Source organism: Stenotrophomonas sp. 169 (genome assembly GCF_014621775.1).
Lineage (GTDB): Bacteria > Pseudomonadota > Gammaproteobacteria > Xanthomonadales > Xanthomonadaceae > Stenotrophomonas.
On the sequence record NZ_CP061204.1, the window covers coordinates 3,089,983 to 3,114,576 of the forward strand.

General features: G+C 65.7%; 27 protein-coding genes and 1 tRNA gene. 9 read left to right on the forward strand and 19 right to left on the reverse strand.

The genetic code is table 11. The annotated features are described in order from the left end of the window. Positions 1–38: 38 nt before the first annotated feature. From ICJ04_RS13395 to ICJ04_RS13420, 6 genes are all read left to right on the forward strand, one after another. On the forward strand, positions 39–602 hold the full coding sequence (locus ICJ04_RS13395; protein WP_223202890.1) for a Dps family protein: 564 nt from the start codon (positions 39–41) through the stop codon (positions 600–602). A 464-nt stretch (positions 603–1,066) separates the two neighbouring features. Continuing rightward, entirely contained in the window at positions 1,067–2,875 is a 1,809-nt protein-coding gene (gene recQ, locus ICJ04_RS13400) for a DNA helicase RecQ (protein ID WP_188324717.1), read from the forward strand. Between the two features lie 114 nt (positions 2,876–2,989). Continuing rightward, the gene (locus tag ICJ04_RS13405) at positions 2,990–3,361 is read left to right on the forward strand and encodes a CopL family metal-binding regulatory protein (protein ID WP_188324718.1); all 372 of its coding nucleotides are present in this window, start codon (positions 2,990–2,992) and stop codon (positions 3,359–3,361) included. Between the two features lie 89 nt (positions 3,362–3,450). Further along, positions 3,451–5,229, forward strand: coding sequence for a copper resistance system multicopper oxidase (locus ICJ04_RS13410; RefSeq protein ID WP_223202891.1), 1,779 nt, complete (start codon positions 3,451–3,453; stop codon positions 5,227–5,229). Beyond that, on the forward strand, positions 5,226–6,185 hold the full coding sequence (locus tag ICJ04_RS13415) for a copper resistance protein B (protein ID WP_188324719.1): 960 nt from the start codon (positions 5,226–5,228) through the stop codon (positions 6,183–6,185). Before ICJ04_RS13410 ends, ICJ04_RS13415 begins: the two co-directional genes overlap by 4 nt. Before the next feature lie 72 nt (positions 6,186–6,257). Continuing rightward, positions 6,258–6,773 (forward strand): GNAT family N-acetyltransferase, encoded by a 516-nt coding sequence (locus tag ICJ04_RS13420; protein ID WP_188324720.1) that lies wholly within the window; start codon positions 6,258–6,260, stop codon positions 6,771–6,773. A gap of 22 nt (positions 6,774–6,795) precedes the next feature. On the opposite strand, the gene ICJ04_RS13425 is transcribed toward ICJ04_RS13420, so the two are convergent. Then, the gene (locus tag ICJ04_RS13425; protein WP_188324721.1) at positions 6,796–7,128 is read right to left on the reverse strand and encodes a zf-TFIIB domain-containing protein; all 333 of its coding nucleotides are present in this window, start codon (positions 7,126–7,128) and stop codon (positions 6,796–6,798) included. 373 nt (positions 7,129–7,501) lie between these two features. On the opposite strand from ICJ04_RS13425, the gene ICJ04_RS13430 reads away from it, so the two are divergent. Both ICJ04_RS13430 and yghX read left to right on the forward strand, forming a co-directional pair. Beyond that, positions 7,502–7,921, forward strand: a complete 420-nt coding sequence (locus ICJ04_RS13430; protein ID WP_188324722.1) for a response regulator — start codon at positions 7,502–7,504, stop codon at positions 7,919–7,921. A gap of 67 nt (positions 7,922–7,988) precedes the next feature. Then, positions 7,989–8,876 (forward strand): YghX family hydrolase, encoded by an 888-nt coding sequence (gene yghX, locus ICJ04_RS13435; protein ID WP_188324723.1) that lies wholly within the window; start codon positions 7,989–7,991, stop codon positions 8,874–8,876. Between the two features lie 45 nt (positions 8,877–8,921). On the opposite strand, the gene ICJ04_RS13440 is transcribed toward yghX, so the two are convergent. Beyond that, positions 8,922–9,221 (reverse strand): hypothetical protein, encoded by a 300-nt coding sequence (locus ICJ04_RS13440; RefSeq protein ID WP_223202892.1) that lies wholly within the window; start codon positions 9,219–9,221, stop codon positions 8,922–8,924. 260 nt (positions 9,222–9,481) lie between these two features. Between ICJ04_RS13440 and ICJ04_RS13445 the strand changes: the two genes are divergently transcribed. Further along, the gene (locus ICJ04_RS13445) at positions 9,482–9,748 is read left to right on the forward strand and encodes a hypothetical protein (protein ID WP_188324724.1); all 267 of its coding nucleotides are present in this window, start codon (positions 9,482–9,484) and stop codon (positions 9,746–9,748) included. Between the two features lie 45 nt (positions 9,749–9,793). On the opposite strand, the gene ICJ04_RS13450 is transcribed toward ICJ04_RS13445, so the two are convergent. The 17 genes from ICJ04_RS13450 to ICJ04_RS13530 all read right to left on the reverse strand — a co-directional run bounded on the left by ICJ04_RS13450 (position 9,794) and on the right by ICJ04_RS13530 (position 24,315). Beyond that, positions 9,794–9,869, reverse strand: a tRNA-Lys gene (locus ICJ04_RS13450). A 114-nt stretch (positions 9,870–9,983) separates the two neighbouring features. Continuing rightward, entirely contained in the window at positions 9,984–10,649 is a 666-nt protein-coding gene (queC, locus tag ICJ04_RS13455; protein ID WP_188324725.1) for a 7-cyano-7-deazaguanine synthase QueC, read from the reverse strand. Positions 10,650–10,721: 72 nt separating this feature from the next. Continuing rightward, positions 10,722–11,420, reverse strand: a complete 699-nt coding sequence (queE, locus tag ICJ04_RS13460; RefSeq protein WP_188324726.1) for a 7-carboxy-7-deazaguanine synthase QueE — start codon at positions 11,418–11,420, stop codon at positions 10,722–10,724. Positions 11,421–11,496: 76 nt separating this feature from the next. Next, a complete protein-coding gene (ybgF, locus tag ICJ04_RS13465; protein ID WP_188324727.1) occupies positions 11,497–12,315 on the reverse strand; it encodes a tol-pal system protein YbgF in 819 nt (272 codons plus the stop codon). Between the two features lie 3 nt (positions 12,316–12,318). Next, positions 12,319–12,834, reverse strand: a complete 516-nt coding sequence (gene pal / locus ICJ04_RS13470; RefSeq protein ID WP_188324728.1) for a peptidoglycan-associated lipoprotein Pal — start codon at positions 12,832–12,834, stop codon at positions 12,319–12,321. 64 nt (positions 12,835–12,898) lie between these two features. After that, the gene (gene tolB / locus ICJ04_RS13475) at positions 12,899–14,218 is read right to left on the reverse strand and encodes a Tol-Pal system beta propeller repeat protein TolB (protein ID WP_188324729.1); all 1,320 of its coding nucleotides are present in this window, start codon (positions 14,216–14,218) and stop codon (positions 12,899–12,901) included. 212 nt (positions 14,219–14,430) lie between these two features. Continuing rightward, entirely contained in the window at positions 14,431–15,495 is a 1,065-nt protein-coding gene (tolA, locus tag ICJ04_RS13480) for a cell envelope integrity protein TolA (RefSeq protein ID WP_188324730.1), read from the reverse strand. Continuing rightward, positions 15,485–15,910, reverse strand: coding sequence for a protein TolR (tolR, locus tag ICJ04_RS13485; RefSeq protein ID WP_188324731.1), 426 nt, complete (start codon positions 15,908–15,910; stop codon positions 15,485–15,487). The genes tolA and tolR overlap by 11 nt, the downstream gene beginning before the upstream one ends. 19 nt (positions 15,911–15,929) lie before the next feature. Beyond that, positions 15,930–16,706, reverse strand: a complete 777-nt coding sequence (tolQ, locus tag ICJ04_RS13490) for a protein TolQ (protein ID WP_188324732.1) — start codon at positions 16,704–16,706, stop codon at positions 15,930–15,932. Continuing rightward, entirely contained in the window at positions 16,703–17,161 is a 459-nt protein-coding gene (ybgC, locus tag ICJ04_RS13495; RefSeq protein WP_188324733.1) for a tol-pal system-associated acyl-CoA thioesterase, read from the reverse strand. Before ybgC ends, tolQ begins: the two co-directional genes overlap by 4 nt. Further along, a complete protein-coding gene (ruvB, locus tag ICJ04_RS13500) occupies positions 17,154–18,194 on the reverse strand; it encodes a Holliday junction branch migration DNA helicase RuvB (protein ID WP_188324734.1) in 1,041 nt (346 codons plus the stop codon). The genes ybgC and ruvB overlap by 8 nt, the downstream gene beginning before the upstream one ends. 521 nt (positions 18,195–18,715) lie before the next feature. Further along, on the reverse strand, positions 18,716–20,566 hold the full coding sequence (locus tag ICJ04_RS13505; protein ID WP_188327341.1) for a potassium transporter Kup: 1,851 nt from the start codon (positions 20,564–20,566) through the stop codon (positions 18,716–18,718). A 110-nt stretch (positions 20,567–20,676) separates the two neighbouring features. Continuing rightward, positions 20,677–21,270, reverse strand: coding sequence for a Holliday junction branch migration protein RuvA (gene ruvA / locus ICJ04_RS13510; protein ID WP_188324735.1), 594 nt, complete (start codon positions 21,268–21,270; stop codon positions 20,677–20,679). A 13-nt stretch (positions 21,271–21,283) separates the two neighbouring features. Next, the gene (ruvC, locus tag ICJ04_RS13515) at positions 21,284–21,805 is read right to left on the reverse strand and encodes a crossover junction endodeoxyribonuclease RuvC (RefSeq protein ID WP_188324736.1); all 522 of its coding nucleotides are present in this window, start codon (positions 21,803–21,805) and stop codon (positions 21,284–21,286) included. Between the two features lie 12 nt (positions 21,806–21,817). Beyond that, positions 21,818–22,543, reverse strand: coding sequence for a YebC/PmpR family DNA-binding transcriptional regulator (locus ICJ04_RS13520; RefSeq protein ID WP_188324737.1), 726 nt, complete (start codon positions 22,541–22,543; stop codon positions 21,818–21,820). Positions 22,544–22,660: 117 nt separating this feature from the next. After that, positions 22,661–23,293: an alpha/beta fold hydrolase gene (locus ICJ04_RS13525; RefSeq protein ID WP_188324738.1), complete on the reverse strand. Its 633-nt coding sequence runs from the start codon at positions 23,291–23,293 to the stop codon at positions 22,661–22,663. After that, positions 23,290–24,315 (reverse strand): hypothetical protein, encoded by a 1,026-nt coding sequence (locus tag ICJ04_RS13530; RefSeq protein WP_223202893.1) that lies wholly within the window; start codon positions 24,313–24,315, stop codon positions 23,290–23,292. The genes ICJ04_RS13525 and ICJ04_RS13530 overlap by 4 nt, the downstream gene beginning before the upstream one ends. Positions 24,316–24,594 lie beyond the last annotated feature (279 nt).

Genomic DNA, 24,594 nt, shown 5'->3' on the forward strand with positions numbered 1-24,594 from the left:
TCGTAGAGATCATCTCACCCACAAGGAGAAACGTCCCCATGGCAAAGACCAAGAGTGTCACCAAGGCCCCGGCGGCCAAGGAAAAAACCGGCAAGCAGAAGCTGGCCGATGCCGCCCCGTCGGCACCTGGCATTGATATCGGGATCAAGGAAGCCGAGCGCAAGAAGATCGCCGATGGCCTCTCGCGCTATCAGGCGGATGCGTTCACCTTGTACCTGAAGACCCACAACTTCCATTGGAACGTGACCGGGTCGATGTTCAACTCGCTGCACACCATGTTCGAAACGCAGTACACCGAACAGTGGGCCGCACTGGACGAAGTCGCCGAGCGCATCCGCGCCCTGGGCTTCAATGCTCCCGGTTCGTACCGCGAGTTCGCCGCGCTGACCTCGATCCCGGAAGAAGCGGGCCTGACCAACAGCGCCGACTGGCGTGAGATGGTACGCCAGTTGGTGGTCGCCAACGAGGCGGTCTGCCGCACCGCCCGCCAGGTACTGGACGTCGCGGACGACGCCGACGACGCCCCCACCGAAGACCTGATGACCCAGCGCCTGCAGACCCACGAGAAGTACGCCTGGATGCTGCGTTCGCTGCTGCAGTAAAACGACGGGGCGAGGCCCCTTTGTTTTACTGCCCGCGCATTCCTCCTATCCCCCCGCCTTCGGCGCGCCCCCTTAACAAAGGGGGCTTGCACCCGGCTGGATGGCGAGGATTGCCGCGGTAGCGCCGAGCCGTGCTCGGCGGAATGTGCCCGCCAACGGCCCGCTGCGCTCGCCGACCATGGGTCGGCGCTACCGATGACCGCATGCCGACGGTTCAATGGCCGCCATGGACCTGTCGAAGGCGGGGCGGGGTGGGTTGGCGGGGGCGTTGAGTGCCATGGATGGCACGAAACGAGGCCCGCATGGATGCGGCTCCTGCCGTCCCCCGCCAACCCACCCCGCCCCGCCAACCCACGGCCCTGCAGCCATTGCCGTTGCCGTTGCCGTTGACGTTGCCTTTGCCTTTGCCTTTGCTTTGCCGTTGCCGGTAAACCTGCAGTCGCCCGACGGGGTAAACTATCGGGATGCCTTCCAGTCCCGCGCACGAGCTGCTCCGCCGCGTCTTTGGTTACGACGACTTCCGCGGCCCGCAACGGGACATCGTCGAGCACGTCGCTGCCGGCCATGACGCCCTTGTCCTGATGCCCACTGGCGGTGGCAAGTCACTCTGCTACCAGGTGCCCGCGCTGCTGCGCGACGGCTGCGGGATCATCATCTCGCCGCTTATCGCCTTGATGCAGGATCAGGTCGAAGCCCTGCGCCAGCTTGGCGTGCGCGCTGAATTCCTCAATTCCACCCTGGATGGCGAAACCGCCGCCCGCGTGGAGCGCGACCTGCTGGCCGGCGACCTCGACATGCTCTATGTCGCCCCCGAACGGCTGCTGACCGGACGCTTCCTGTCCCTGCTCTCGCGCAGCCGCATCGCCTTGTTCGCCATCGATGAAGCCCACTGCGTATCGCAGTGGGGCCACGACTTCCGCCCCGAATACCGCCAGCTCACCGTGCTGCACGAACGCTGGCCGGAAATTCCGCGGCTGGCCCTGACCGCCACCGCCGATCCGCCCACCCAACGCGAGATCGCCGAGCGCCTGGACCTGTCCCAGGCACGCCACTTCGTCAGCTCCTTCGACCGGCCGAACATCCGTTACACCGTCGTGCAGAAGGACAACGCGCGGCAGCAGTTGACCACTTTCCTGGCCAGCCACCGCAACGAGGCCGGCATCGTCTACTGCATGTCCCGGCGCAAGGTCGAGGAAACCGCCGAGTTCCTGTCCAGCCAAGGCTTCACCTCGCTGCCCTACCACGCCGGTCTGCCCGCAGAGGTGCGCGCCAACAACCAGCGCCGCTTCCTGCGCGAAGACGGCATCGTGATGTGCGCGACCATCGCCTTCGGCATGGGGATCGACAAACCCGACGTGCGCTTCGTCGCCCACACCGACCTACCCAAGTCGATGGAAGGGTATTACCAGGAAACCGGGCGCGCCGGCCGCGACGGGGAGCCGGCGGAGGCCTGGCTCTGCTACGGACTGGGCGACGTGGTGCTGCTGAAGCAGATGATCGAGCAGTCCGAAGCAGGCGAGGAGCGCAAGCAGCTTGAACGTTCCAAGCTGGACCACCTGCTGGGCTACTGCGAATCCATGCAATGCCGCCGCCAGGTGCTGCTTGCCGGGTTTGGCGAGACCTATCCGCAACCCTGCGGCAACTGTGACAACTGCCTGACCCCGCCTGCCGCCTGGGACGCCACCGTCCCCGCGCAGAAGGCGCTCAGCTGCGTGTATCGCAGCGGCCAACGCTACGGCGTGGGCCATCTGATCGACATCCTGCGTGGCAGCGAGAACGAGAAAGTGCGCCAGAGCGGGCATGAAAAACTGAGTACCTACGGCATCGGCAAGGACCTGGACAGCCGCACCTGGCGCAGCGTGTTCCGGCAGTTGGTGGCGACCAGCCTGCTCGAGGTGGATACCGCCGGCCACGGCGGCCTGCGCCTCACCGATGCCAGCCGGGACGTACTCAAAGGCCAGCGGCAGATCAGCATGCGGCGTGACAGCGCGCCCAGCAGCAGCCGCGAACGCAGCACCCCGCGCAGCGGCAGCGGTCTGTCGGTGCTGCCGCAGGACCTGATGCTGTTCAACGCACTGCGCACGCTGCGCGCCGAGCTGGCGCGCGAGCAGAACGTGCCAGCGTTTGTCATCTTCCATGACAGCACGCTGCGCAACATCGCCGAACAACGGCCGACTTCGTTGGACGCGCTGGCCCGCGTGGGCGGCATCGGCGGTACCAAGCTCGCACGCTATGGCCCCAAGCTGATCGACGTGGTGCGCGAAGAAGGGTGATGCCCCAGCAGCACTGACAACCTGCGGGCATCACCGCCCTGGTGCGGGTCCAGCGTTGAACCGACCGTTCAGACCGCGGCTGCAGCCGCCGCCGGTTCCCGCTAAAGTACGCCCATGTCCGTTGCCTCCACCCTGCTGCGCGTAGTGTTGATGCTCAGCCTGCTGTTCAACGGGCTGAACGTCGCCATGGCCAGTGCCCAAGCCATGCCCGCGACGGCTGACACCGCAGCCAAGACGGCACCGCCGTGCCACACGCACGCCGACATGGCCGCAGAGCCGCACGCCAGCCAGTTGCAGGCGCCCATCGACGACAGTCACTGCAAGCTGAAGGACTGCCTGCGTGCATGCGCACAGCAGCCTGCGCTGGCGGCTACCGGTGCGCTGCTGTTGCCTGTGGCGCCTGCCGATGCAGGCCCGTTCCCGCAGCACGCCACGGATCTTCCAACGCCCTCGCTGCAGCGCATCCAACGTCCTCCCATCGGTTGAGTCCAACGCGCACGCCCCGAGCGTGATTCGACGCTGGCCCGCTGCCCTTACGGCACGGCCGGTGACCTCCTGCGTCTGGAGTTTCCAACATGAGTGTTTCTTCTTCTTACAGCGGGCGCCTGCCCGCGATGCCGTCGCGCCGCCTGTTCGTGCAAGGGCTGGCGGCCGGTGGCGTGGTCGCCGGCATCGCCGCGGCGGGTATCACGCCGCGCGCCTTCGCGGCGGCGGGGCCGGGTCTGGCGGGTGCGCCACGGGTGCTCAGCGACTCCCGCATCGACTTGGCCATCGGCGAATCAGCCGCGAACTTCACGGGCCGGACCCGTCCGGCGATCACGGTCAACGGCAGCCTGCCGGCCCCGGTCCTTCGTTGGCGCGAAGGCCAGACCGTCGACATCCACGTGCGCAACACGCTGGCCCACCATCCCACCTCGATCCACTGGCACGGCATCCTGCTGCCCGCCAACATGGACGGCGTGCCGGGCCTGAGTTTCAACGGCATCGCGCCCGGCGAGGCCTACCACTACCGCTTCACCCTGAACCAGTCGGGCACCTACTGGTATCACAGCCATTCGATGTTCCAGGAGCAGGCCGGGTTGTACGGTGCGCTGATCATCGATCCCGCTGCGCCGCCGCCCTACGCGTTCGATCGCGAGCATGTCGTCCTGCTCTCCGACTGGACCGACCTGGATCCCGGCGCACTGTTCCGGCGCATGAAAAAGCTGGCCGAGCATGACAACTACTACAAGCGGACGCTGCCCGACTTCGTGCGCGATGTCCGCCGCGACGGCTGGAGCGCGGCGTTGTCCGACCGTGGCATGTGGGGGCGCATGCGCATGACGCCCACCGACATCTCCGATGTCAACGCGCACACGTATACCTACCTGATGAATGGCACAGCGCCGGCCGGCAACTGGACCGGGCTGTTCCGCAGTGGCGAGAAAGTACTGCTGCGCTTCATCAACGGCGCAGCCATGACGTACTTCGACGTGCGCATCCCCGGTCTGAAAATGACGGTCGTCGCAGCCGACGGCCAGTACATCCATCCCGTCAGCATCGACGAATTCCGCATAGCGCCTGCAGAGACGTTCGACGTCCTGGTAGAGCCCAGCGGCCAGGATGCCTACACGATCTTCTGCCAGGACATGGGCCGCACCGGCTTCGCCGCCGGTACGCTGGCCGTGCGCCATGGCCTGCAGGCGCCGGTGCCGGAACGCGATCAGCGCCCGCTGTTGACCATGGCCGACATGGGCCACGGCATGGGTCATGGTGCGGCAGCCGGGATGGACCACGACATGGCCGGCATGGACCACGGCGCGCACGCGTCGCACGGCACGACGGCGGCCGCCGTGACACACCCGGCCAGCGAACGCGGCAATCCACTGGTGGACATGCAAAGCAGTGCGACCGACCCGAAGCTCGACGATCCGGGGATCGGACTGCGCGACAATGGCCGCGAGGTACTGACCTACGGCGCGATGCGCAGCCTGTTCGATGACCCCGACGGTCGCGAGCCGGGCCGCGAGGTCGAGCTGCATCTCACCGGCAACATGGAGAAGTTTGCCTGGTCGTTCGATGGCATCCCCTTCGCCGGTGCCGAGCCCCTGCGGCTCAACTATGGCGAGCGCATGCGCATCGTGCTGGTCAACGACACCATGATGCAGCATCCCATCCACCTGCACGGCGTGTGGAGTGACGTGGAGGACGCGCAGGGTAACTTCCACCTGCGCAAGCACACCGTCGACATGCCACCGGGCACCCGCCGCAGCTACCGCGTGCGGGCCGATGCACTGGGCCGCTGGGCCTTCCATTGCCATCTGCTGTACCACATGGAAGCCGGCATGATGCGCGAAGTGAGGATCGAAGAATGAGCCTGCATACGGCCCTCCAGCGCAGCGCACTGACGCTCATCGCCTTGGCCCCGTTTGCCGCGATGGCGCAATCGCACTCGCACTCGCATGACCACCCTGCCGCGCCACCCGCCGCTGCGATGGACCACTCCACGATGGACCATTCCTCGATGGACCATTCCTCGATGGACCATTCGGACACAGCGCATGAGCAGGGGGATGACTCGACAGGGGCCGCGCACAGGCAGGCCACGCCCGCGCTACCGCGCGTTCCCATCCCCGCCGTGACCGATGCGGATCGGGTGGCCGCGTTTCCGCCCATTCGCCACGATGCCATGCAGCATGCGCCTTCCGTCCACAGCCTGCTGCGCGTGGATCGCCTGGAGCACGGGGAAGGTCGCCACGGCAGCAGCCAAGCCTGGGAGGCCAGTGGCTGGATCGGTGGTGACATCAACCGCCTGTGGCTTCGCAGCGAAGGCGAGCGCAACGGCGGGCGGACCGGCACGGCGGATGTAGAACTGCTGTACGGCCGCAGCATTTCACCGTGGTGGGACGTGGTGGCCGGCATGAAGCAGGACGTCGGTACCGGACCGTCACGCAGCTGGGCGGCGCTGGGTATCCAGGGCCTGGCACCGTACAAGTTCGAAACGGCGGCAACGCTGTATCTGGGATCGGGTGGACAGGTGATGGCGAAGGCCGAAGTGGAGTACGAAGTGCTTCTGACCAACCGCCTCGTCCTGCAGCCCATGCTGGAGGCCACCCTGGCTGCGCGCGATGAGCCAGAGCGAGGCATCGGGCGAGGAGTGAACAAAGCGGAAGCAGGATTGCGCCTGCGTTACGAGTTCAGCCGACGCTTCGCCCCTTACATCGGCATCACCCATGAGCGTCGATTCGGCGACAGTGCCGATCATGCCGATGCCACGGGCGACCACGCGCGTGACAAACGCTGGGTTGCCGGCATCAGGATGTGGTTCTGATCCATGCCGCCCCGGTGCGCGCCACGCACCGGGGCAGTAAACTGCGGCCCCGCTGACTGCTGCCCTGCCCCCATGCCCGTCACCCTGCGCCGCGCCGGCGTCGATGATGCCGACGCGCTGTCGACCATCGCCATCGCGACCTACACCGAAACCTTCGGCGACTCGTATCCTGCGCAGGACCTGCAGGACTTCCTGCAGGCGCATTACAGTCCAATGCCGCAACGCGCTGAACTGGCCGATCCCAGCAGCGCCGCGTGGCTGCTGGAGGAGGATGGCATCGCAGTGGGTTATCTGGCGGCTGGCCCCAACAGCCTGCCGCACACGCTGGCACGGCCGGGCGACATCGAACTGAAACGCCTGTACGTTCAGGCCAGTTACCAGAATGGCGGCCACGGCGCGCGCCTGATGGACGCGTTCCTAGAGTGGCTGGATCAGCCGCGACGGCGCACGCTGTGGGTGGGCGTGTGGTCGGAAAATCACGGTGCGCAGCGCTTCTACGCACGCCATGGCTGCAGCAAAGTCGGCGAATACGATTTCATCGTGGGCGCGTCGCGCGACCTGGAATTCATCCTGCGCCGCCCCGCTTAGGGGCGGCGTGCCTGCTGCTCGATCAGAAGTCGAACAGTTCGGACAGGAACCCTTCCTTCTTTTTCTTCTTGTAGCCGTGCTGGCCCTGCGGGTTGTAAGGGTTCTGGCCAAGATGACGCGTATCGCGGTGCTGCACGGCTACCGGCGGCGGCGGCGGCGGCTGGCTGTAAGCGGGCGCTGCCGCCTGGACCGGTGCGGGCGGCGGGACGGCCGGCGCCGATGCCGAACGCTCGATGATCTTGTCCAGTTCGCCACGGTCCAGCCACACGCCACGGCATTGCGGGCAGTAATCGATCTCGATGCCCTGGCGTTCGGACATGGTAAGCGCCTGGGTCTTGCATACGGGGCACAGCATTGCTGGCGCTCCTGCCGGGAAGGGAACACGCACTCTACCCGGCGCGTGATGACTGGATGGCAACAGGCATGACCATCGACACATCGACCTCCGGCGCAGGTCCTGCTGCGGCGGCAACAAGAAAGTGGGCCCTTGCCGCCCGAATGGATGCTGCACTGCAACGCTGGTCGCGCCCTACCTGCCCTGCCGCGTTGGCCGCCGTGCTGCGCTGGCGCTACATGCCCTGCGCTACGCGATCCCCCGCTCCGCAGTAACACCCGCGTTGCGATTCCTGCACGCAGAACTCACCGGGGCGGACCGCATAATCTGCCCGCCGCCGGGGACCGTGAGCCCTGGACGGAGCTGTTCCACCCGCTGTTCGGAGTCATGCGTCATGTTGTTGTCCAAGCAGAATGTCCAGCCGCGCGTGCTGTTGATCGAGGATTCCGAGGAAACCCTCGAACTCAGCCGCCTTACCCTTGAAAGCCAGGCCTGCGAAGTGGTCGGTGTCAGTTCGGCAGAAGCCGCGCTGGGCCTGCTCAATGCCGGCGAACGCTTCGACCTGTTGTTCACCGATGTCTGCCTGGGCGGCATCAGCGGCATTGAAACCGCTAACCGGGTGCGTGACGCGTTCCCGCGCCTGCCCATTCTGGTCACCTCCGGCATGTGCCAGCACGAGGTGCTGCCGTTGCTGCACCAAGGCATCCACTTCCTGCCCAAGCCGTACAACATGAGCGAGCTGCTGGACGCGATCCGGGTGTGCTTCCGCCACACCCATGAGGGCATGGCCCACGACACCCCGCAGGCCGCCTGAAGCCGTCAGACCATGCCCCGGCGGTGGTAGATTCAGCATTCCCTGCCTGCCAACGGATGCGCCGCGCATGTCCCGACTGACTGCCAAGGATTTCCACCCCGATCTGTTGGAGCTCTACGACGGCTACGTGCACGGTCGCCTGAGCCGACGTGATTTCCTGGATCGTGCGGCCGCATTCGCCGTGGTCGGCGTCACGGCCACCACCCTGCTGGCATCCCTCAGCCCGGATTACGCGCTTGCCCAGCAGGTGCAGTTCACTGATCCGGACATCGTGGCCGAGTACATCCAGTACCCCTCACCGAACGGCCATGGCCAGGTGCGTGGCTATCTGGTGAAGCCCGCCAAAGCAGCCGGCAAGCTGCCCAGCATCGTGGTCGTGCACGAGAACCGTGGCCTCAATCCTTATATCGAAGACGTCGCCCGCCGCGTGGCGAAGGCCGGCTTCATTGCCCTGGCACCGGATGGCCTGAGTTCGGTCGGCGGCTACCCCGGCAACGACGTGCGCGGCCGCGAACTGCAGGCCCAGGTGGATCCGCAGAAGCTGATGAACGACTTCTTCGCCGCCATTGAATACCTGCGCAGTTCAGCGCTGGGCACCGGCAAGGTCGGCATCACCGGCTTCTGCTACGGCGGCGGGGTGTCCAACGCGGCCGCCGTGGCGTATCCCGAACTGGACGCGGCAGTGCCGTTCTACGGTCGCCAGGCCAGGCCGGAGGATGTCACGAAGATCAACGCCCCCCTGCTGCTGCACTTCGCCGAAAAAGACGACAACGTCAACGCGACGTGGCCAGCCTACGAGGCGGCACTGAAGGGGGCGGGCAAAACGTACGAGGCCTACGTGTATCCTGGCACGAACCATGGCTTCCACAATGATTCCACGCCGCGCTATGACGAGGCCGCCGCCACGCTGGCGTGGGACAGGACGCTCGCCTGGTTCCGTCGCTATCTCGCGTAAGCAGCGCGGTGCGCCGGGCCTGGCCCGGCATCACGCGGTGAGGGTCTACAGGCGGATGCCCGGGCGAGCGCCGAGCGTGCCCATGGTGAAGGTGTAGCCTTCGTCCATGAGGAACTGGCGCATGCGCATCTCGGCCACCTGTGGCGCATTGAGGCTGCTCGGCCCGTAGAGCGCGTAGACGATGGTGCCACTTTCGATATCTTCACGGCGGACCGAGATCCCCGGTACAGCGGCAGCGGCCGCCCAACCTGCGCGCAGCTTCGCGGGTGCGATTGACTGCCCATTGCGCAACCTGAAACTCAACCACCGTATTTCAGCCATGTCCTGTCGTTCATGCTTCGCCATCTGTGTGCTGTCCTCCCGAACCAGTCTTGACCATACTCGCCTGCAATGTCAGCTCTGAATGAGACGCCGCACCTGCCATGAAGCCCTCTTTGTTGCAGTGGCGAGTACTGGGAATCCTCAGCGAGGTGCGCGGTTTCCTGTAGCGCGTCCAACCCAACTCCTGCCAACGTGTGTTCTCTTCCAGCGAGAGAAGCAACGTGGAGGCCACACCCGGCGCGCATCACCCCGATAGCGGACCCGCGATTCGACGGCCTTCGATCGTGCTGCAGCTTCCAAGCGGCCAACCGGTGATGGAACTGCACGACCCGGTGGTGGTGCAGCTGGTGCAGAACCGTGAGCTGCCGCCGAACCGCCGGGACGCACCTGTGGATGTCATGCAGCGAACGCGACGGATGGCAGCGCGGGTGCTGGGCGCAGCGACGCTGGTCTACGCGCTGTGGTCGGTCATCAACTATCTGGCACCGCGCGGCGGCCCCGAGTCGTCGGGGATGCCTGAGCAGGCGCCTTTCGATTTCGATCACCTGTAGGCAACAAAAAAGCGCCCTTCGGCGCTTTGATGGTGAAGCCTGCAATGGTGGGCCGTGATGGATTCGAACCATCGACCAAAAGATTAAAAGTCTTCTGCTCTACCAACTGAGCTAACGGCCCATTGCTGCCCCCGCTTCGCAGCGGAGGGCGTGCATTCTACCCTGATTTAGGCAGCCGGGTGAAGGGGGTAAACGCGTAAAGCCCAACCCTCACCACTCACCCTCTGCTGCAGCGTCAGGCGTAGTGAGTGGGGTCGACCACACCGGCATCGGTGAAGCCCTGCGCACGCAGCCCGCAGGCATCGCAATGACCGCACGCCGCACCGCTGGCATCTGCGTTGTAGCACGACACCGTCAGCCCGAAGTCCACGCCAAGACGCACGCCTTCGCTGACGATCTGCGCCTTGCTCATGAACTGCAGCGGCGCATGCACGGTGATCCCTGCGCCTTCCACGCCGGCCTTGGTGGCCAGGTTGGCCAGCGCCTGGAATGCGGCGATGAACTCGGGGCGGCAGTCGGGGTAGCCCGAGTAATCGACCGCGTTGACGCCGCAGAAAATGTCATTGGCGCCGAGCACTTCCGCCCAGCCCAGCGCGAGCGACAGCATGATGGTGTTGCGTGCCGGCACGTAGGTGACCGGGATGCCCTCGCCGCCCGCTTCGGGCACGTCGATGTCAGCGGTCAGCGCCGAACCGCCGATGCTGCGCAGGTCGACATCCACGGTCTTGTGCACGATGACGCACTGGGCTGCAGCCACGCGCACGGCGGCATCCAGCTCGGAGGTGTGGCGCTGGCCATAGCGCACGCTGAGGGCGTGCACGGCAAAGCCCTGCTCCTGGGCAAGCGCGATGACGGCGGCTGAGTCCATGCCGCCGGAGAGAAGCACTACTGCCTTCTTCATGGGTGTTATCCGGTTGGGGGAAAGAGCCAGCACGCTGTCCCGCGCCGGGGTGTTGCAGGGCGACGTGGCCGGTTACCTCCCCGGCTCGTCATTCCACAGAATCTTGTGCAGCTGCATCTGGAAGCGCACCGGCAAGCGGTCGGCCACGATCCAGTCGGCCAGGTCACGTGCGGTGATCTCCCCTTTGCTGGGCGAGAACAGCACCATGGTGCGTTCGGCCAGCTGATGCTCCACGACCATGGCCTTCGCCCAGTCGTAGTCCTCGCGGCTGCAGATGACAAACTTCACCTGGTCACGAGCCGTCAGCAGCGGCAGGTTTTCCAGCTTGTTGCGGGCCATCTCGGCCGAACCGGGCGTCTTCAGGTCGACCACGCGCGACACCCGCGGATCCACCTCGGATACATCCAGCGCGCCCGATGTTTCCAGTGACACGTCCATGCCGGCGTCGCACAGCTTCTGCAGCAGGATCAGGCAGCGCTTCTGCGCCAGCGGCTCGCCGCCGGTCACGCAGACATGCCGCACGCCCTGCGCGAGCACCTCGGCGACGATGTCGTCGATATCCCACCAGGTGCCACCGTGGAAGGCGTACGCGGTATCGCAGTACTGGCAGCGCAGCGGGCAGCCGGTCAGCCGCACGAACACGGTCGGCCAGCCAGCGGTATCCGCTTCGCCCTGCAACGAAGTGAATATCTCGGTGATCTTCAGTCGCGACAGGGGCGACTGAACGATGTCACTGGGGGTGGCGACGGCGTTGGCGGGCGTAATGAGCATTCGGATTTCTTGGTGTTCTTAAACGAGAGCAGCCGGGCATGGCCCGACTCTACTGGTGAAGCATCCTGCGGCACGATCAGCGGATCTGCTGGCCCAGCCGGATGGATTGCAGGCGATCCTGCGCGGTGCGCGCGGCGTCCGAGCCCGGGTACTGCGATACGACGCCTTCCAGGGTCTGCTCGGCCTGTTCCACCTGGCCTGCGCCAAACTGGGAAAGACCTACTTTCAGCAAGCCACCGGATGCCTTGTCGTGCGTGGGATAACGCGAGATCAGTTCACGGAACCGGCTCTCGGCCATCGGGTAGTTACGGGTGGCGTAGTAGCTTTCGCCCAACCAGTACAGCGCGTTGGGGGCATATACCCCGTTGGGATACAGCTCCAGGAAGCTGAGGAACAGCTGCGCGGAGTCGTCATACTTGCCCGCCTTCAGTGCGTCGAAGGCCACGTTGTACGTCGTGCGCTCATCACCACTGACGGCCAGGCTGCCGGCATCACCGTGTACCGAAGGCGGCCGCTCGGAAGTGGCCGCTGCGGGTGGCTGTACAGCCGGAACCGGGGGAAGCGGTGCATTGCTGCCGGGTGCCGTGGGGACGACCGGCGCTGCACCACCTTCAAGGCGGTTCAGGCGTTCGTCCAGATCCAGGAAAGCGTCCTGGTTACCCTGCTTGAGCTGTGCGCTGTCGTGCTGCAGCTGTTCGATCGTGCCCTGCATCTGCCGGACCTGCTGGCGGAGCTCGGTGATCTGGTTCAACAGGTCCTGGTTGGCACTGTTGTTGTACAGCTGCTGCTCGATGGTGCCAACGCGGTCGGCGAGGCTCTGCCGCTGCGCGTACGCCGGAGCGGCAGCCATGAAGGCTGCCGCCACGACCAGCATCAGATTGATGCCGATGCGCATGTATTACTGCGCGGTGTAGACGATTTCGACGCGACGGTTCTGCGAATAGCAGGACTCGGCCGAATCGGTGCAGACCGGACGCTCTTCACCGTAGGACACCACGGTCAGCTGCGAAGCCGAACCGCCGTTGGCAGCCAGAGCCGAGTTCACGCCGTTACCACGACGCTCGCCCAGTGCCTGGTTGTAAGCGCGCGAACCGCGCTCATCGGTGTGGCCCTGCAGGGTGATGCGCGAGGACGGACGGTCACGCAGGTACTTCGCATGGCACGCCATGATGGCCTGGAACTCCGGCTTGACCGAATCCTGGTCCAGGTCGAAGTAGACAACGCGCTGGCGCAGGCAAGCGTCGGTGTCCAGGTCGCCCGGGCCGTACAGGCCGGAGGTCGACGGGCCCGACGGCTGCGTGGTGGTCGCCGGTGCGGTCGTTTCGGCCGGGACTTCCTTCACTTTCTTCGAGCAACCGGCCAGGACGGCCACGGACAACAGGGAAACAAGCAGAACGTTGGTGGTCTTGTTCATGGCGATACCTTTGAGGCTCCTAAGCCGGTGAATGGGGTAAATCTAGGAAAATATTAACACTCTTTTAGCGCTTGGTACGGTAAGGCGACCATGCCGGCTCACGAACATCACCATCGGCGAGCACCAGGCGCTGGCGGACGCGGGCATCGGCTGACACCGCATACAGCACACCGCGACCACCCTCGCGTGCGGCATACAGCACCATGCTGGCATTCGGCGCGAAGCTGGGCGACTCATCGAGCGAGCCGGTGGAGAGCGTGCTCCAGCGCGGCGAGCCCAGCGAGCTGTCCATCATCGCGACCTTGTAGCTGTTCCCCGAGCCCTGCGCCACGGCGATCTTCTTGCCATCGTAGGAGACCGACGGCTTGGCGTTGTAGTTGCCCTGGAAGGTCACGCGCTCTGCGCTGCCACCACTGGCGGAGACCTTATAGACCTGCGGACGACCACCGCGATCGGAGGTGAAGTACACCGCGCTGCCATCCGGCGACCAGGTCGGCTCGGTATCGATGGCCAGGTGGTTGGTCAGCTGGGTCAACTGCTTGCTGCCCAGGTCCATGGCGTAGACCTCCGGGTTGCCCGAGCGCGAAAGCGTCAGGGCCAGCTTGCGGCCATCCGGCGAGAACGCGGGGGCGCTGTTGATGCCGCGGAAGCTGGTGACCAGCTCACGCGCGCCGGTGGCGATGTTCTGGATGTAGATCGCCGAGTTGCCACGCTCGAAGCTCACGTAGGCCAGCTTGCCGCCGTCCGGGCTCCACGACGGCGAGAGCAGCGGCTCGGCCGAGCGCACGATCGTCTGCGGGTTGTAGCCATCCGAGTCGGCCACCATCAGCGCATAGCGCATGGCATCGCCGCGACCGCTGGCGGTGACATAGGCGATGCGGGTCCAGAAAGCACCGCGTACACCGGTGATCTTCTCGTAGATGGCATCGGCCATCTGGTGAGCTACATCCCGCATCGCGTTGCCGCGGGCGGTCATTGCCAAGCCGAGCAGACGCTCACCCTTGGGCACGTCATACAACTCGTATTCGACGCGGTAGGCGCCGGCACCGGCATCCTGCACGCGGCCAACCACGATGTAGTTCTGCTTCAGCGCGCGCCACGTCGGGAACTGGATGTCCGCGCCGCGGGTGGGCTTCTCGACGATCTGGGCTTCAGGCAGGGTGCGGAACTGGCCGGACCGGTCCAGGTCGGCACGGATGACGGACGCTACATCCGTCTGCGGCGCAGCGGCCGACCCCTCGTAGGGCATCGGCACCACGGTGACCGGCGTGGCAGACGCACTACCGCCCACGATATCGATCTCAAGGCCCTTCTGCTGCGCAAGCGCGGCGAAGGGAAGCAACAAAGCCGCGAACGCGACGAACCAGCGGGGCATCTTTTTCATGGAATGCTCAGTCGAAGAACCACAGCGAGGGATAGCAGGATGGAGGTGAATGGTTTCGCAATCATGAACCAGACCCATGTGAAAGCAAGGTCGCTACTCAAAGGTAGTGATGGCCGCTGGCCTTCAACCTGGTGGGCCGCTCGCCTTCCGGCAAGCAGCCTACTGGCCCGAGGCCGACGTGTAACGGCCAGCGGCCGTCACTACCGGGGCACTCAATCCGGGCGGAAGTTGAGGATCAGCGCGCGGTTGAACACCTGCTCGAAGCCGGCATAGGGCAGCGGCTGCGCGTTGAGTACCGCCGCCTCGATCGAGCGCTTGCCGGCCTCATCGTACGGACAGTTCGCGCCGACCTTGGCCGACAGCACCCGGCCGCCACGCAGCTGGGTGATGACGATCTGGCAACGCTGGCCGCTGGCGATGTTCTCCGGACGGATCCAGGCATCCTGCACCTTGGCCTGGATCGCCGCGGCATACTTGGCGGTCAGATCGTCACTGGTTCCGCCCGCGCCACCTGCCGGCTGCGCAGTGGAATTGGCGCTGGCGCTCGAGCTGGCCGCCGCTGCATTCCTCGCGGCAGCGACCTGGCGCAGCCGCTGCTCAGCCAGCTTCGCTTCCTTCTCGGCCTGCTCGCGGCGTGAACGCAGGTCGGCGATCTTCTTCTGCTTCTCCGCCTCTGCCTTGGTCTCGTTTGCTTTGCGCTCATCCTCGGCAATCTTCTTCTGCCGGTCAGCTTCCTGCTGCTTGGCCAGTCGGGCGCGCTGCTCGGCCTCTTCCTGGCGCTTGCGCTCGGTCAGATCGATCTGCTCCTGACGACGCTTGGCCTCCTGCTCCTGCTTGGCCTTTTCCTGCGAAATGGCCAACGCGCTGACCGCATCCTGGTCGACCTTGTCCGGCTGCGCGACGCGCTCCTGCGCTTGGGCCTGCTGCTGCGTCGGCGCGTCCATCGGGCGCGGTTCGGGCAACGGCTGCGGCGGCGGTACGGTGTCTTCCGGCACCGGCTCGGGCTCGGCGATGGGTTCGGGAATCGGCTCCGGCAGCGTCTCCAGCCGTTCGGACTGGCGCAGCGCCTGACGCGCCTCGGACATTTCCGCAGCCGATGCCATCTCGGCCTGCACGCCGGGATCGCCGGCGGCCGCATCGGTGGAGCGCTCGGGCGACCACAGCCAGGCCACGATGAAGATCAGTGCGAGCAGCAGATGGATGAGCAGGGCCAAGCTAACCGGCCAACCCCAGTCATTCTCTTCCTTGCGCGGCGGTGGCAGGGCGTCACTGTGCATCGCTGGCCAGGCTGAGCTTTTCTACTTTCGCGCGCTTCAACGCGTCCATGGCATCCATCACCTTCTGGTAGGCGACGGCACGGTCCGCTGCCAGGATGACGCGCACGTCCTTGTCCTGCGCCACGATGCCGCCCAGCCGCGCCTGCAGCTCCTCGGCGCCCATGGCCTTGGGCTCCTTGTCATCAGGCAGCTTCAGGCTGAGCTGGCCATCCTGGCGGACGGCCACGATGATCGGGTTCTGCTTGCTATCCAGTGCCTTGGCATTGGAACGCGGCAGGTCGACGTCGTAGCTCAGCGTCAGCAACGGCGCGGTGACCATGAAGATGATCAACAACACCAGCATGACGTCGATGTACGGCACGACGTTGATTTCAGATTTGAGCTTGCGACGCTTGCGGCGACCGATAGCACTCATGGCGGGCTCCTCGGTGGGTTCAGTCGTCTACGCCGGTCTGGCGCTGCAGGATGGAGCTGAACTCATCGGCGAACGTTTCAAACCGGACCGCCATGCGCTCGACGCGGGTGGTGAAGCGGTTGTAGGCCCAGACGGCTGGAATGGCCACGAACAGACCGATCGCCGTGGCGAACAGGGCTTCGGAGATGCCCGGTGCGACCGAGGCGATGCCGGCCTGCTCGCCGCTGTTGACCATGTCGTGCATGGTGACCATGATGCCGAACACGGTCCCGACCAGGCCCACGTAGGGGGCGGTGGAGCCGATGTTGGCGAGCAGTTCCAGATTACGTTCCAGCCGGTCCACTTCGCGGGTGTAGGTGGTGCGCATGGCGCGCTGTGCGCCTTCCAGCAACGCCCGCCCGTCCAGTCCGCGACGGTCACGCAGACGGTTGTATTCGCGGAAACCTGCCTCGAAGATCGCCTCCAGGCCCGCCACGCTGCGGTTGCGGTCGGTAGCCGAGGAATACAGCTTGCCCAGGTCGGCGCCGGACCAGAACCGGTTCTCGAACTCGTCGGCCTCGCGGGTCGCCTGCGAGAACACACGGGCCTTGCGGAAGATGATGACCCAGCTGATGAACGAGCCGGCCAGCAGCAGCAGCACGATGAGAATCACCGGGATGCTGGCTTTGGTCATCAGCTCCCAGTAATTGATGCCGCTGCGCGAGGCCTGTACGGCGGTTTCGGCGGCGGCGCTGGTGACGTCCTCCGGCAGCGCCTCGACCACCGTGGCCTGCAGGCCCAGAAGCATTGCGATCATCGTTGTTCCTCAGTCTGCAAATCAGGATTGTTCGGAGTATCAGGGTGTTGATGTGGTTTCAGCGCCAACAGCAGCGCGTCGTCCATGCCGCGCGGGCGGAAGGTCTGCGCATCCAGTGCGGCAATCCTCACCTTCGCGTCCAGCAGCAACTGGCCGTCGCGCAGCACCTGCTGGGCGAAGACCAGGCTGGCACGCTTGCACTGCACCAGCGTCGCGGTGACCGCCAGTGCATCGTCCAGCCTTGCTGGCTTGATGAAATCCATCTCCATGGAGCGGACCGCAAACACCATGCCGTGCTCGCTGCGCATGCGCTCCTGGCCGAAGCCCAGCGCCCGCATCCATTCCGTACGCGCCCGTTCCATGAAGGCCACGTACCGCGCGTGGTAGACCACGCCACCTGCGTCGGTATCTTCCCAGTAAATGCGTGTCGGCCAACTGAACCGCGGCTCACTCATTGTCGGATGGCTCGCTGAAAAGATCCACGGGGGCGACCTTCGGCTTGAGCCCAAGGTGGCGATACGCGCGGTGCGTGGCCATCCGGCCACGGGCGGTCCGCACCAGGAAGCCCTGCTGGATCAGATACGGTTCCACCACATCTTCCAGCGTCCCCCGCTCTTCGGACAGCGCCGCCGCCATCGACTCCACGCCGACCGGGCCGCCTTCGAAGTAGTCCACCAAGGTGCGCAGGAAACGGCGATCCAGCTCGTCGAAGCCTTCCGGATCGACTTTCAGCATCACCATCGCGGCCTTGGCCACGTCCTCATCGATGTGCCCGTTGGCTTTGACCTGAGCGTAGTCGCGCACGCGGCGGAGCAACCGGTTGGCGATACGCGGGGTACCCCGCGACCGCCGTGCGATCTCCCCTGCCCCGTCTGCCGTGCAGTCGATGCCGAGGATCTTCGCCGAGCGGCGCACGATGCGCGTCAGTTCTTCGGCGGTATAGAACTCCAGGCGCTGGATGATGCCGAAGCGATCACGCAGCGGAGCGGTGAGCAGACCGGCGCGGGTGGTGGCGCCGATCAGCGTAAACGGGGGCAGGTCGAGCTTGATCGAGCGGGCCGCCGGGCCTTCGCCGATCATGATGTCGATCTGGAAATCTTCCATCGCCGGATACAGCACTTCCTCGATGACCGGCGACAGGCGATGGATCTCATCGATGAACAGCACATCGTGCGGCTGCAGGTTGGTCAGCAGCGCGGCCAGGTCACCGGCCTTTTCGATCACCGGCCCGGACGTCACGCGCAGGGCAACGCCCAGTTCATTGGCGATGACATGGCTGAGCGTGGTCTTGCCCAGCCCGGGCGGGCCGAAGATCAACACGTGGTCCAGCGCGTCACCGCGCGCCTTGGCGGCCTGGATGTAGATGTCCATCTGCTCGCGCACCGGCACCTGGCCGAGGTAGTCGGCCATGCGTTTGGGGCGGATGCTGGCGTCGACGGCGTCATCCTCGCGGGTGGCGTCGGCGCCGATGATGCGGTGCTCGGTCATCCGGTGATTATGCGGCAAATCGCCCTTGCCTCGTGCGACTGGCGTGGTCGAACGGGTGAACAGCCCCTCGCGGCTGCCTCTGACAGCGGGTTACGAGTTTGGGGCCGGGCGGTGGGGCTGGGCGGGGGACGCGCACAAGTACGTCCATGTAGCGCTCGTTTCGCGCCATCCATGGCGCTCAACGCCCCCGCCCAGCCCCATCGCCCGGCCCCCTGACAGGTTCCGTGGCCGCCAGCCGCGTAATAAAGAAAAAGGAAAAGCGGTAGCGCCGACCCATGGTCGGCGAGCGCAGCGGGCCGTTGGCGGAAACATTCCGCCGAGCACGGCTCGGCGCTACCGATGACAGTGGCCCGTCGGGTGCAAGGAGCCCCTGAGTCAGGGGCGGCCGCGAAGCGGCGGGGTGTGGATGCTGGTGAGACGGGGCCCGCGGTTTGCGCAGCAAAGCGTGGGAGCGGCAGCGCGAATGCGATGACGTGGACCCCCGTTGCTCCTGCTTCGAAGCCGAGCGCAGCGGAAGAAAACTAGATCTCGACCTGCGCGCCCAGTTCGACCAACCGGTTGCCGGGAATACGGAAGAACCCGGTCGCCGGCGCCGCATTGCGATGCATCAGCGCGAACAGCTTGTCGCGCCAGATCGGCATGCCGCGGTTGGCCGTCGCTACGATCGTTTCGCGGCTGGCGAAGAACGTGGTGTCCATCGGATCGAAGTAGATGCCCCCGTGGTCGCACGAGCGCATCAGCGCCAGCGGCACGTCAGGCGTCTCCATGAAGCCGAACTTCACGTAGACCCGATGGAAATCATCCCCCACCGACTCGATCTTCAGCCGCTGGCCCTCCGCCGCGTAGGGCACCGGCAGGGTGACCACGTGCAGGAACACGTTGCGTTCGTGCAGCACCTTGTTGTGCTTCAGGTTGTGCATCAGCGCATGCGGGGCCACCGTCGGATCGGCGGTGAGGAAGACCGCCGTGCCGGGCACCCGTACCGGCGGCGCCAGCATCAGCCCCGGCAGGAAGGTATCCAGGCGGATGCCGTCCTTGCGGATCTCGTCACGCAGCAGCTCACGCCCCCGACGCCAGGTGCGCATCAGGGTGAAAAGCAGGATGCCGAGCACCACCGGGAACCAGGCACCCTGCATCAGCTTGGCACCGTTGGCGATCACGAAGCCCAGATCGATGATGAAGAAAACCACGCACAGCGCGACGATCCAGTGCCGCGACTTCGGCCACAGGCTGCGCGCCACCAGGGCCAGCAGCAGGGTGTCGATCAGCATCGTGCCCGACACCGAAATGCCGTAGGCCACCGCCAGGTTCGACGAACTCTGGAACGCAAGCACCAGGCCGATGACCATCACCGCCAGGCCCCAGTTGATGCCGGGAATGTAGATCTGGCCGATGGTGTCGTGCGAGGTGTGCTTGATCCGCATGCGCGGGATGTAACCCAGCTGCATGGCCTGCCGGGACACCGAGAACGCACCGGTGATGACCGATTGCGACGCAATCACCGCCGCCATCGTGGCGAGAATGATCATCGGGTACAGCGCCCAGTCCGGCACCGCTTCGAAGAACGGGTTCTTCACCGCTTCCGGGTGCTCGAGCACCAGCGCGCCCTGTCCCAGGTAGTTCAGCACCAGGCACGGCAGCACGAAGAAGTACCACGCGTGGCGGATCGGCTTGGCGCCGAAGTGGCCCATGTCCGCGTACAGCGCCTCGCCACCGGTGACCGCCAGCACGACGGCGCCGAGGATGAACACCCCGTGCCAGCCGTGGTCCATGAAGAAGCGGATCGCCCACCACGGATTGAAGGCCTTCAGCACTTCCGGCGCATCGACGATGTTGTACAGGCCGATCGCCGCCAACGACAGGAACCAGATGGTGGTGATCGGGCCGAACGCCTTGCCGATCTTTTCCGTGCCGAAGCGCTGCGCGGCGAACACCGCCAACAGCACCACGATGGTGATCGGCAGGATGAACTTGTGCAGGCCGGGGGCCGCGATTTCCAGGCCTTCCACCGCACCCAGCACCGAGATGGCCGGCGTGATAACGCCATCGCCGAAGAACAGCGATGCACCGAAGATGCCCAGGATGCCGACCACGTAAGCCGAACGCGACCCCTTGCGCAACGTGCGCTGGGTCAGCGCCATCAAGGCCATGATCCCGCCTTCGCCGTCGTTGTCGGCGCGCATGATGATGGTGACGTACTTCAGCGTCACCACCAGGATCAGCGCCCAGAACGCCAGCGACAGCACGCCCAGCACGGTGTCGTGATCGCTGGTCAGCCCGTAATGCCCGGAGAACGCCTCTTTCAGCGTGTACAGCGGGCTGGTGCCGATGTCACCGAACACCACGCCGATGGCGCCGATGACCAAGGCCATGCTGCTCCCGGTGGGAGCATGGCCATGAGTGCCATCAGGCGCGTTGGAAGGGCTGGACATGGAAGGGCTCGGTGGAGGTAACGAAGGGGAGTAAGACGGCTCAGCTCAGCTCAGCGTAGCGCCGACTGCAGCGCCTTGCGGATGACCTGGGCCACATCGTCGCCGTCGGCATGCGCATCGCGCGCCATCCGTGCCGCTTCAGCGGGCTTGTAGCCCAACTGCTGGAGCGCCACGGTGGCTTCGGACACCGGATCGGCCGCGGCGGGGCCGCTGCTGGACGGCAATGCGCCACCGGCGCCCAGCTGGGCAGCGCGGTCGCGCAGCTCAAGCACCATGCGCTCGGCGGTCTTCTTGCCGATGCCCGGGATGCGGGTCAGCGCGGTGATGTCACCGGACTGGACCATGCGCACGAACTCTTCCACGGTCACGGCCGACAGCACGGCCAGCGCGATCTTCGCACCGATGCCGCTGACCTTCTGCACATCGCGGAACAGGCGGCGCTCGCCCTCGCGCAGGAAGCCGTACAGCGACACGCTGTCCTCCTTCTGCGCGTAGTGCGTGTACAGGATCACCTCGCGGCCGATGTCGGGCAGGTCATAGAACGTGCTCATCGGGGCCTCAAGCTCATAGCCGACCCCGTTGACGTCCACCACCAGCCACGGCGGTGCCTTGTAGGCCACGATTCCACGCAGGCGACCGATCATGCAGCGTTGCTCCTCATTTCCGGCCCCACGCCTGGCGGGCACTGAGCCCCAGGCGATTGGCCGTCGCCCGTACATGGGCATGGGTGATGGCCACGGCCAACGCATCAGCCGCGTCGGCCTGCAGCTTCGTCTTCAGGCCGAGCATGAGCCCGACCATGTGTTGGACCTGTTGTTTTTCCGCCCCACCCCGCCCTACGACGGCCAGCTTGATCTCGCTGGCCGCGTACTCGCTCACCGGCAGGTCACGGATCACCACCGCTGAAATGGCGGCGCCGCGCGCCTGGCCCAGCTTCAGGGCGGAGTCCGGGTTGCGCGCCATGAACACCTTTTCGATGGCCACTTCCTGCGGTTGGTACTCGATGATCAGCTCGGCCAGGCCGAGCACCAGGATCTTCATGCGCTGCGGGAAATCGTCAGCGCCCAGCAGCACCAGCGGCTGATGGTGGACATGGGTAACGCGGCCAGCCGCATCGACGTCGATGATGCCGACCCCGGTACGTTGCGAACCGGGGTCGATGCCGAGGATGCGGGTCATGGGGTCTCAGGTCTAGGCGTGCACGCCGAGATCGGCGTTGGAGTAGACATCCTGCACGTCGTCGAGGTCTTCCAGCATGTCCAGCAGCTTCTTCACCTGCAGGGCGGTATCGCCCTCCACGGCAATATCGTTGTCCGCGCGGAAGGTGATCTCGGCATGATCGGGATTCAAACCGCCCGATTCCAGCGCATCCTTCACGGCATGGTAGCCGTCTGCGGCGGTAACCACGTCGATGGCGCCGTCTTCCGGGTAGACGATGATGTCGTCCGCACCGGCCTCGATGGCCGCCTCCGTGATGGTGTCTTCGTCGGCACCGGAAGCGAAGTGAAGCACGCCCAGGCGCTTGAACATGAAGGCGACCGACCCTTCGGTGCCCATGTTGCCACCGCACTTGCTGAAGGCATGGCGGACGTCGGCGACGGTGCGCACCTTGTTGTCGGTCAGGCAGTCGACGATCACGGCCACGCCACCGGGCGCATAGCCTTCGTAGCGGATTTCTTCGTACTCGACGCCTTCCAGCTCGCCGGTGGCCTTCTTGATCGCCCGTTCGATCACGTCCTTGGACATGTTCGACGACAGCGCCTTGTCCATCGCCACGCGCAGCCGCGGGTTGTTGTTGGGGTCGCCTCCGCCACCACGCGCGGCAACGCCGATCTCGCGGATGATCTTGGTGAAAATCTTGCCGCGCTTCGCGTCAGACGCGTTCTTGCGGCCTTCAATCGAGGGACCTCTACCCATGGGGGCTTCCGTTTCGCAGCGTCAGGAACAGGGCGCGGATTCTACCTGATCCCGTGGCTGCACCGTGTCGAACGGGCAAAGGGATCAGCAGGAACCCCCATCCCGGCCCGGCGGTCCTCAGGCTGCCGCAGCGTCGCGGCCCGGATGGAAATGCCCGTGGCGGAGGAACTGGGCGGTCTGCCGGGCGGCATCCAGCGAGAAGACCAGGCCACTGTGGCTGCAGCGGACGACGCAATGATCGGCCAATCCCGGCAGACGCGTCTCATCCAACCCCACGGTGCCATCGGAATCCCCGTCGAACACCCCCAGCAGACTGCCGAGGCCATGGGGTACACAGCCGGCGATCAGGCCGACCTTGGCCTCGCCCTGCCAGTCGGGCAGGCCGTCCAGCAACAGCTCGCTGCTGCGACCCAATGCCGCTGCCCAGCCGTGCTCGGCCAGCGTACGGGCGGTGCCACTGCCACGCAGGGGCGAGCCGAGGCAGACCACCCGCTGCACCTGCAGCGTGGGATTCCGGCGCAGCGCCTCCAGCGCCACCAACCCGCCCAGGCTATGGCCGACCAGGGACACCGGCCCGCTGTCCTGCAAGCGTTGCAGCAACTGCGGCACGGCGATGTCCGGCCCTCCCAGCACGCTGGAGTAGCCGAAGGTCTCCACGTTGAAGCCGCGCGCGCGCAGCCGCCATGCCAACGGCCCGACCCAGGCGCGGGCGTTCCAGATGCCATGCAGAAGGAGAACCGATTGCTTCATCCGCCAAGTTTGACGCATCTGACCATTTCCGGCGACCGCAGGCAGGCCGCTGCCCGGAATTCAATCAGGTTGCCGACTTGCCGCGGTTGGACTGTCTGCCGGATATCCAGTACCGGTCGCCCTTCGGTCCAGGCCAACAGGGCCACGGACTCGCCACCGTCCAGGTTGAGCGAGATATTCGGCGCTCCGTGCTGCCCACCCAGACGATCCAGGCGGGCCAGCGCGCCGGAAAATTCCGCCAAGGTCCAGCCGGAGTCGGCACAGCCGCGATCGGTCATCGGGGCTGCTACCAGGCGGATACATCCGCTGTCCGCGGTGGTGGGCAGGCTGACCGCTGCCCGCGGGTTGGCATCATGCGCATGCCACAGCACGCCGGGAGCGACCTGGTCGCCCCGCTCGAAGGCGAAATCCCGCGGCAGCTGGTACAGCGGACTACCGCTGGCCTTGGCCGCGAACACCGGCGCCCCCCGCTCAGCCAGCAACGGCGCGCAGGCCAGCGAGGAGCCGTCCGCGAATCCCAGTTCGTGATAGTCATCGGCAAAGGCCGGTGGCAGCGGCAGGGTGGGCTGCGGCGTTCCGCCCTGCGTCCGCAGTGGCCCGATGGACAGATGCTCGGGGCGGTCGACGCAGGCGCGCTGGCGGAAGTTGAAGTATCCGCCATTGATCCGCGCGCACGGCCTTGCCGCCGCCTCGCCCGCGGGAAGCACGCAGGGGTCCAACAGCGCATCGCCCTGCACCACGTGGCCACTGAAACGACGGGGATCCAGACTCATCCACGCAAGCCGCTTGGTCACTGCGTCAGAAGGGTCTTCTGCGAGCGCGGCCGTCGTGGCGTGCTGCAGGCCCATGCGCTGGAGCAACGCCGGCGTTGCCTGCAGGTGGACGGCGACCATCCCCGGCGCCAGCGTGGTGACATGAATCGAGCGGCGCAGCTGACGCCCTTTCACCACAGCATGCCAGTGCTCCGCCGCGCGTGCTGCTGCAGGGGGCAGGCTGGCGTTGTGCACGCGGATTCTTTTCATTGTGCCCCGCGACGACGTGGCGGAAACGCAGAGCAGGTCGGGACGAGGAATCGGTGCCGGCGGGGCCAGCAGGGAGGAAGGCGAAGGACGCATGGTGTCCGGTCTGCATCTGCTGCATTGATGTCGCTTTCGACGCCAACGATCGTTGCGGAAAGCGAGCGCTTGAAAGAACGCGTATTGGAGAGTCATCGGGACCGTTGATTTCACCACGGATACGAGCGATATGCGCAGTGAAATTGCCTACGACAACGCCAAGTTCGATTGATCTTCCTCGTGTTA

Excerpts from the sequence above, each read along its gene's own strand:
- ICJ04_RS13395 (WP_223202890.1), top strand. The coding sequence starts at position 39 with ATGGCAAAGACCAAGAGTGTCACCAAGGCCCCGGCGGCCAAGGAAAAA.
- recQ (WP_188324717.1), top strand. The coding sequence starts at position 1,067 with ATGCCTTCCAGTCCCGCGCACGAGCTGCTCCGCCGCGTCTTTGGTTAC.
- ICJ04_RS13405 (WP_188324718.1), top strand. The coding sequence starts at position 2,990 with ATGTCCGTTGCCTCCACCCTGCTGCGCGTAGTGTTGATGCTCAGCCTG.
- ICJ04_RS13410 (WP_223202891.1), top strand. The coding sequence starts at position 3,451 with ATGAGTGTTTCTTCTTCTTACAGCGGGCGCCTGCCCGCGATGCCGTCG.
- ICJ04_RS13415 (WP_188324719.1), top strand. The coding sequence starts at position 5,226 with ATGAGCCTGCATACGGCCCTCCAGCGCAGCGCACTGACGCTCATCGCC.
- ICJ04_RS13420 (WP_188324720.1), top strand. The coding sequence starts at position 6,258 with ATGCCCGTCACCCTGCGCCGCGCCGGCGTCGATGATGCCGACGCGCTG.
- ICJ04_RS13425 (WP_188324721.1), bottom strand. The coding sequence starts at position 7,128 with ATGCTGTGCCCCGTATGCAAGACCCAGGCGCTTACCATGTCCGAACGC.
- ICJ04_RS13430 (WP_188324722.1), top strand. The coding sequence starts at position 7,502 with ATGTTGTTGTCCAAGCAGAATGTCCAGCCGCGCGTGCTGTTGATCGAG.
- yghX (WP_188324723.1), top strand. The coding sequence starts at position 7,989 with ATGTCCCGACTGACTGCCAAGGATTTCCACCCCGATCTGTTGGAGCTC.
- ICJ04_RS13440 (WP_223202892.1), bottom strand. The coding sequence starts at position 9,221 with ATGGCGAAGCATGAACGACAGGACATGGCTGAAATACGGTGGTTGAGT.
- queC (WP_188324725.1), bottom strand. The coding sequence starts at position 10,649 with ATGAAGAAGGCAGTAGTGCTTCTCTCCGGCGGCATGGACTCAGCCGCC.
- queE (WP_188324726.1), bottom strand. The coding sequence starts at position 11,420 with ATGCTCATTACGCCCGCCAACGCCGTCGCCACCCCCAGTGACATCGTT.
- ybgF (WP_188324727.1), bottom strand. The coding sequence starts at position 12,315 with ATGCGCATCGGCATCAATCTGATGCTGGTCGTGGCGGCAGCCTTCATG.
- pal (WP_188324728.1), bottom strand. The coding sequence starts at position 12,834 with ATGAACAAGACCACCAACGTTCTGCTTGTTTCCCTGTTGTCCGTGGCC.
- tolB (WP_188324729.1), bottom strand. The coding sequence starts at position 14,218 with ATGAAAAAGATGCCCCGCTGGTTCGTCGCGTTCGCGGCTTTGTTGCTT.
- tolA (WP_188324730.1), bottom strand. The coding sequence starts at position 15,495 with ATGCACAGTGACGCCCTGCCACCGCCGCGCAAGGAAGAGAATGACTGG.
- tolR (WP_188324731.1), bottom strand. The coding sequence starts at position 15,910 with ATGAGTGCTATCGGTCGCCGCAAGCGTCGCAAGCTCAAATCTGAAATC.
- tolQ (WP_188324732.1), bottom strand. The coding sequence starts at position 16,706 with ATGATCGCAATGCTTCTGGGCCTGCAGGCCACGGTGGTCGAGGCGCTG.
- ybgC (WP_188324733.1), bottom strand. The coding sequence starts at position 17,161 with ATGAGTGAGCCGCGGTTCAGTTGGCCGACACGCATTTACTGGGAAGAT.
- ruvB (WP_188324734.1), bottom strand. The coding sequence starts at position 18,194 with ATGACCGAGCACCGCATCATCGGCGCCGACGCCACCCGCGAGGATGAC.
- ICJ04_RS13505 (WP_188327341.1), bottom strand. The coding sequence starts at position 20,566 with ATGGCCTTGGTCATCGGCGCCATCGGCGTGGTGTTCGGTGACATCGGC.
- ruvA (WP_188324735.1), bottom strand. The coding sequence starts at position 21,270 with ATGATCGGTCGCCTGCGTGGAATCGTGGCCTACAAGGCACCGCCGTGG.
- ruvC (WP_188324736.1), bottom strand. The coding sequence starts at position 21,805 with ATGACCCGCATCCTCGGCATCGACCCCGGTTCGCAACGTACCGGGGTC.
- ICJ04_RS13520 (WP_188324737.1), bottom strand. The coding sequence starts at position 22,543 with ATGGGTAGAGGTCCCTCGATTGAAGGCCGCAAGAACGCGTCTGACGCG.
- ICJ04_RS13525 (WP_188324738.1), bottom strand. The coding sequence starts at position 23,293 with ATGAAGCAATCGGTTCTCCTTCTGCATGGCATCTGGAACGCCCGCGCC.
- ICJ04_RS13530 (WP_223202893.1), bottom strand. The coding sequence starts at position 24,315 with ATGAAAAGAATCCGCGTGCACAACGCCAGCCTGCCCCCTGCAGCAGCA.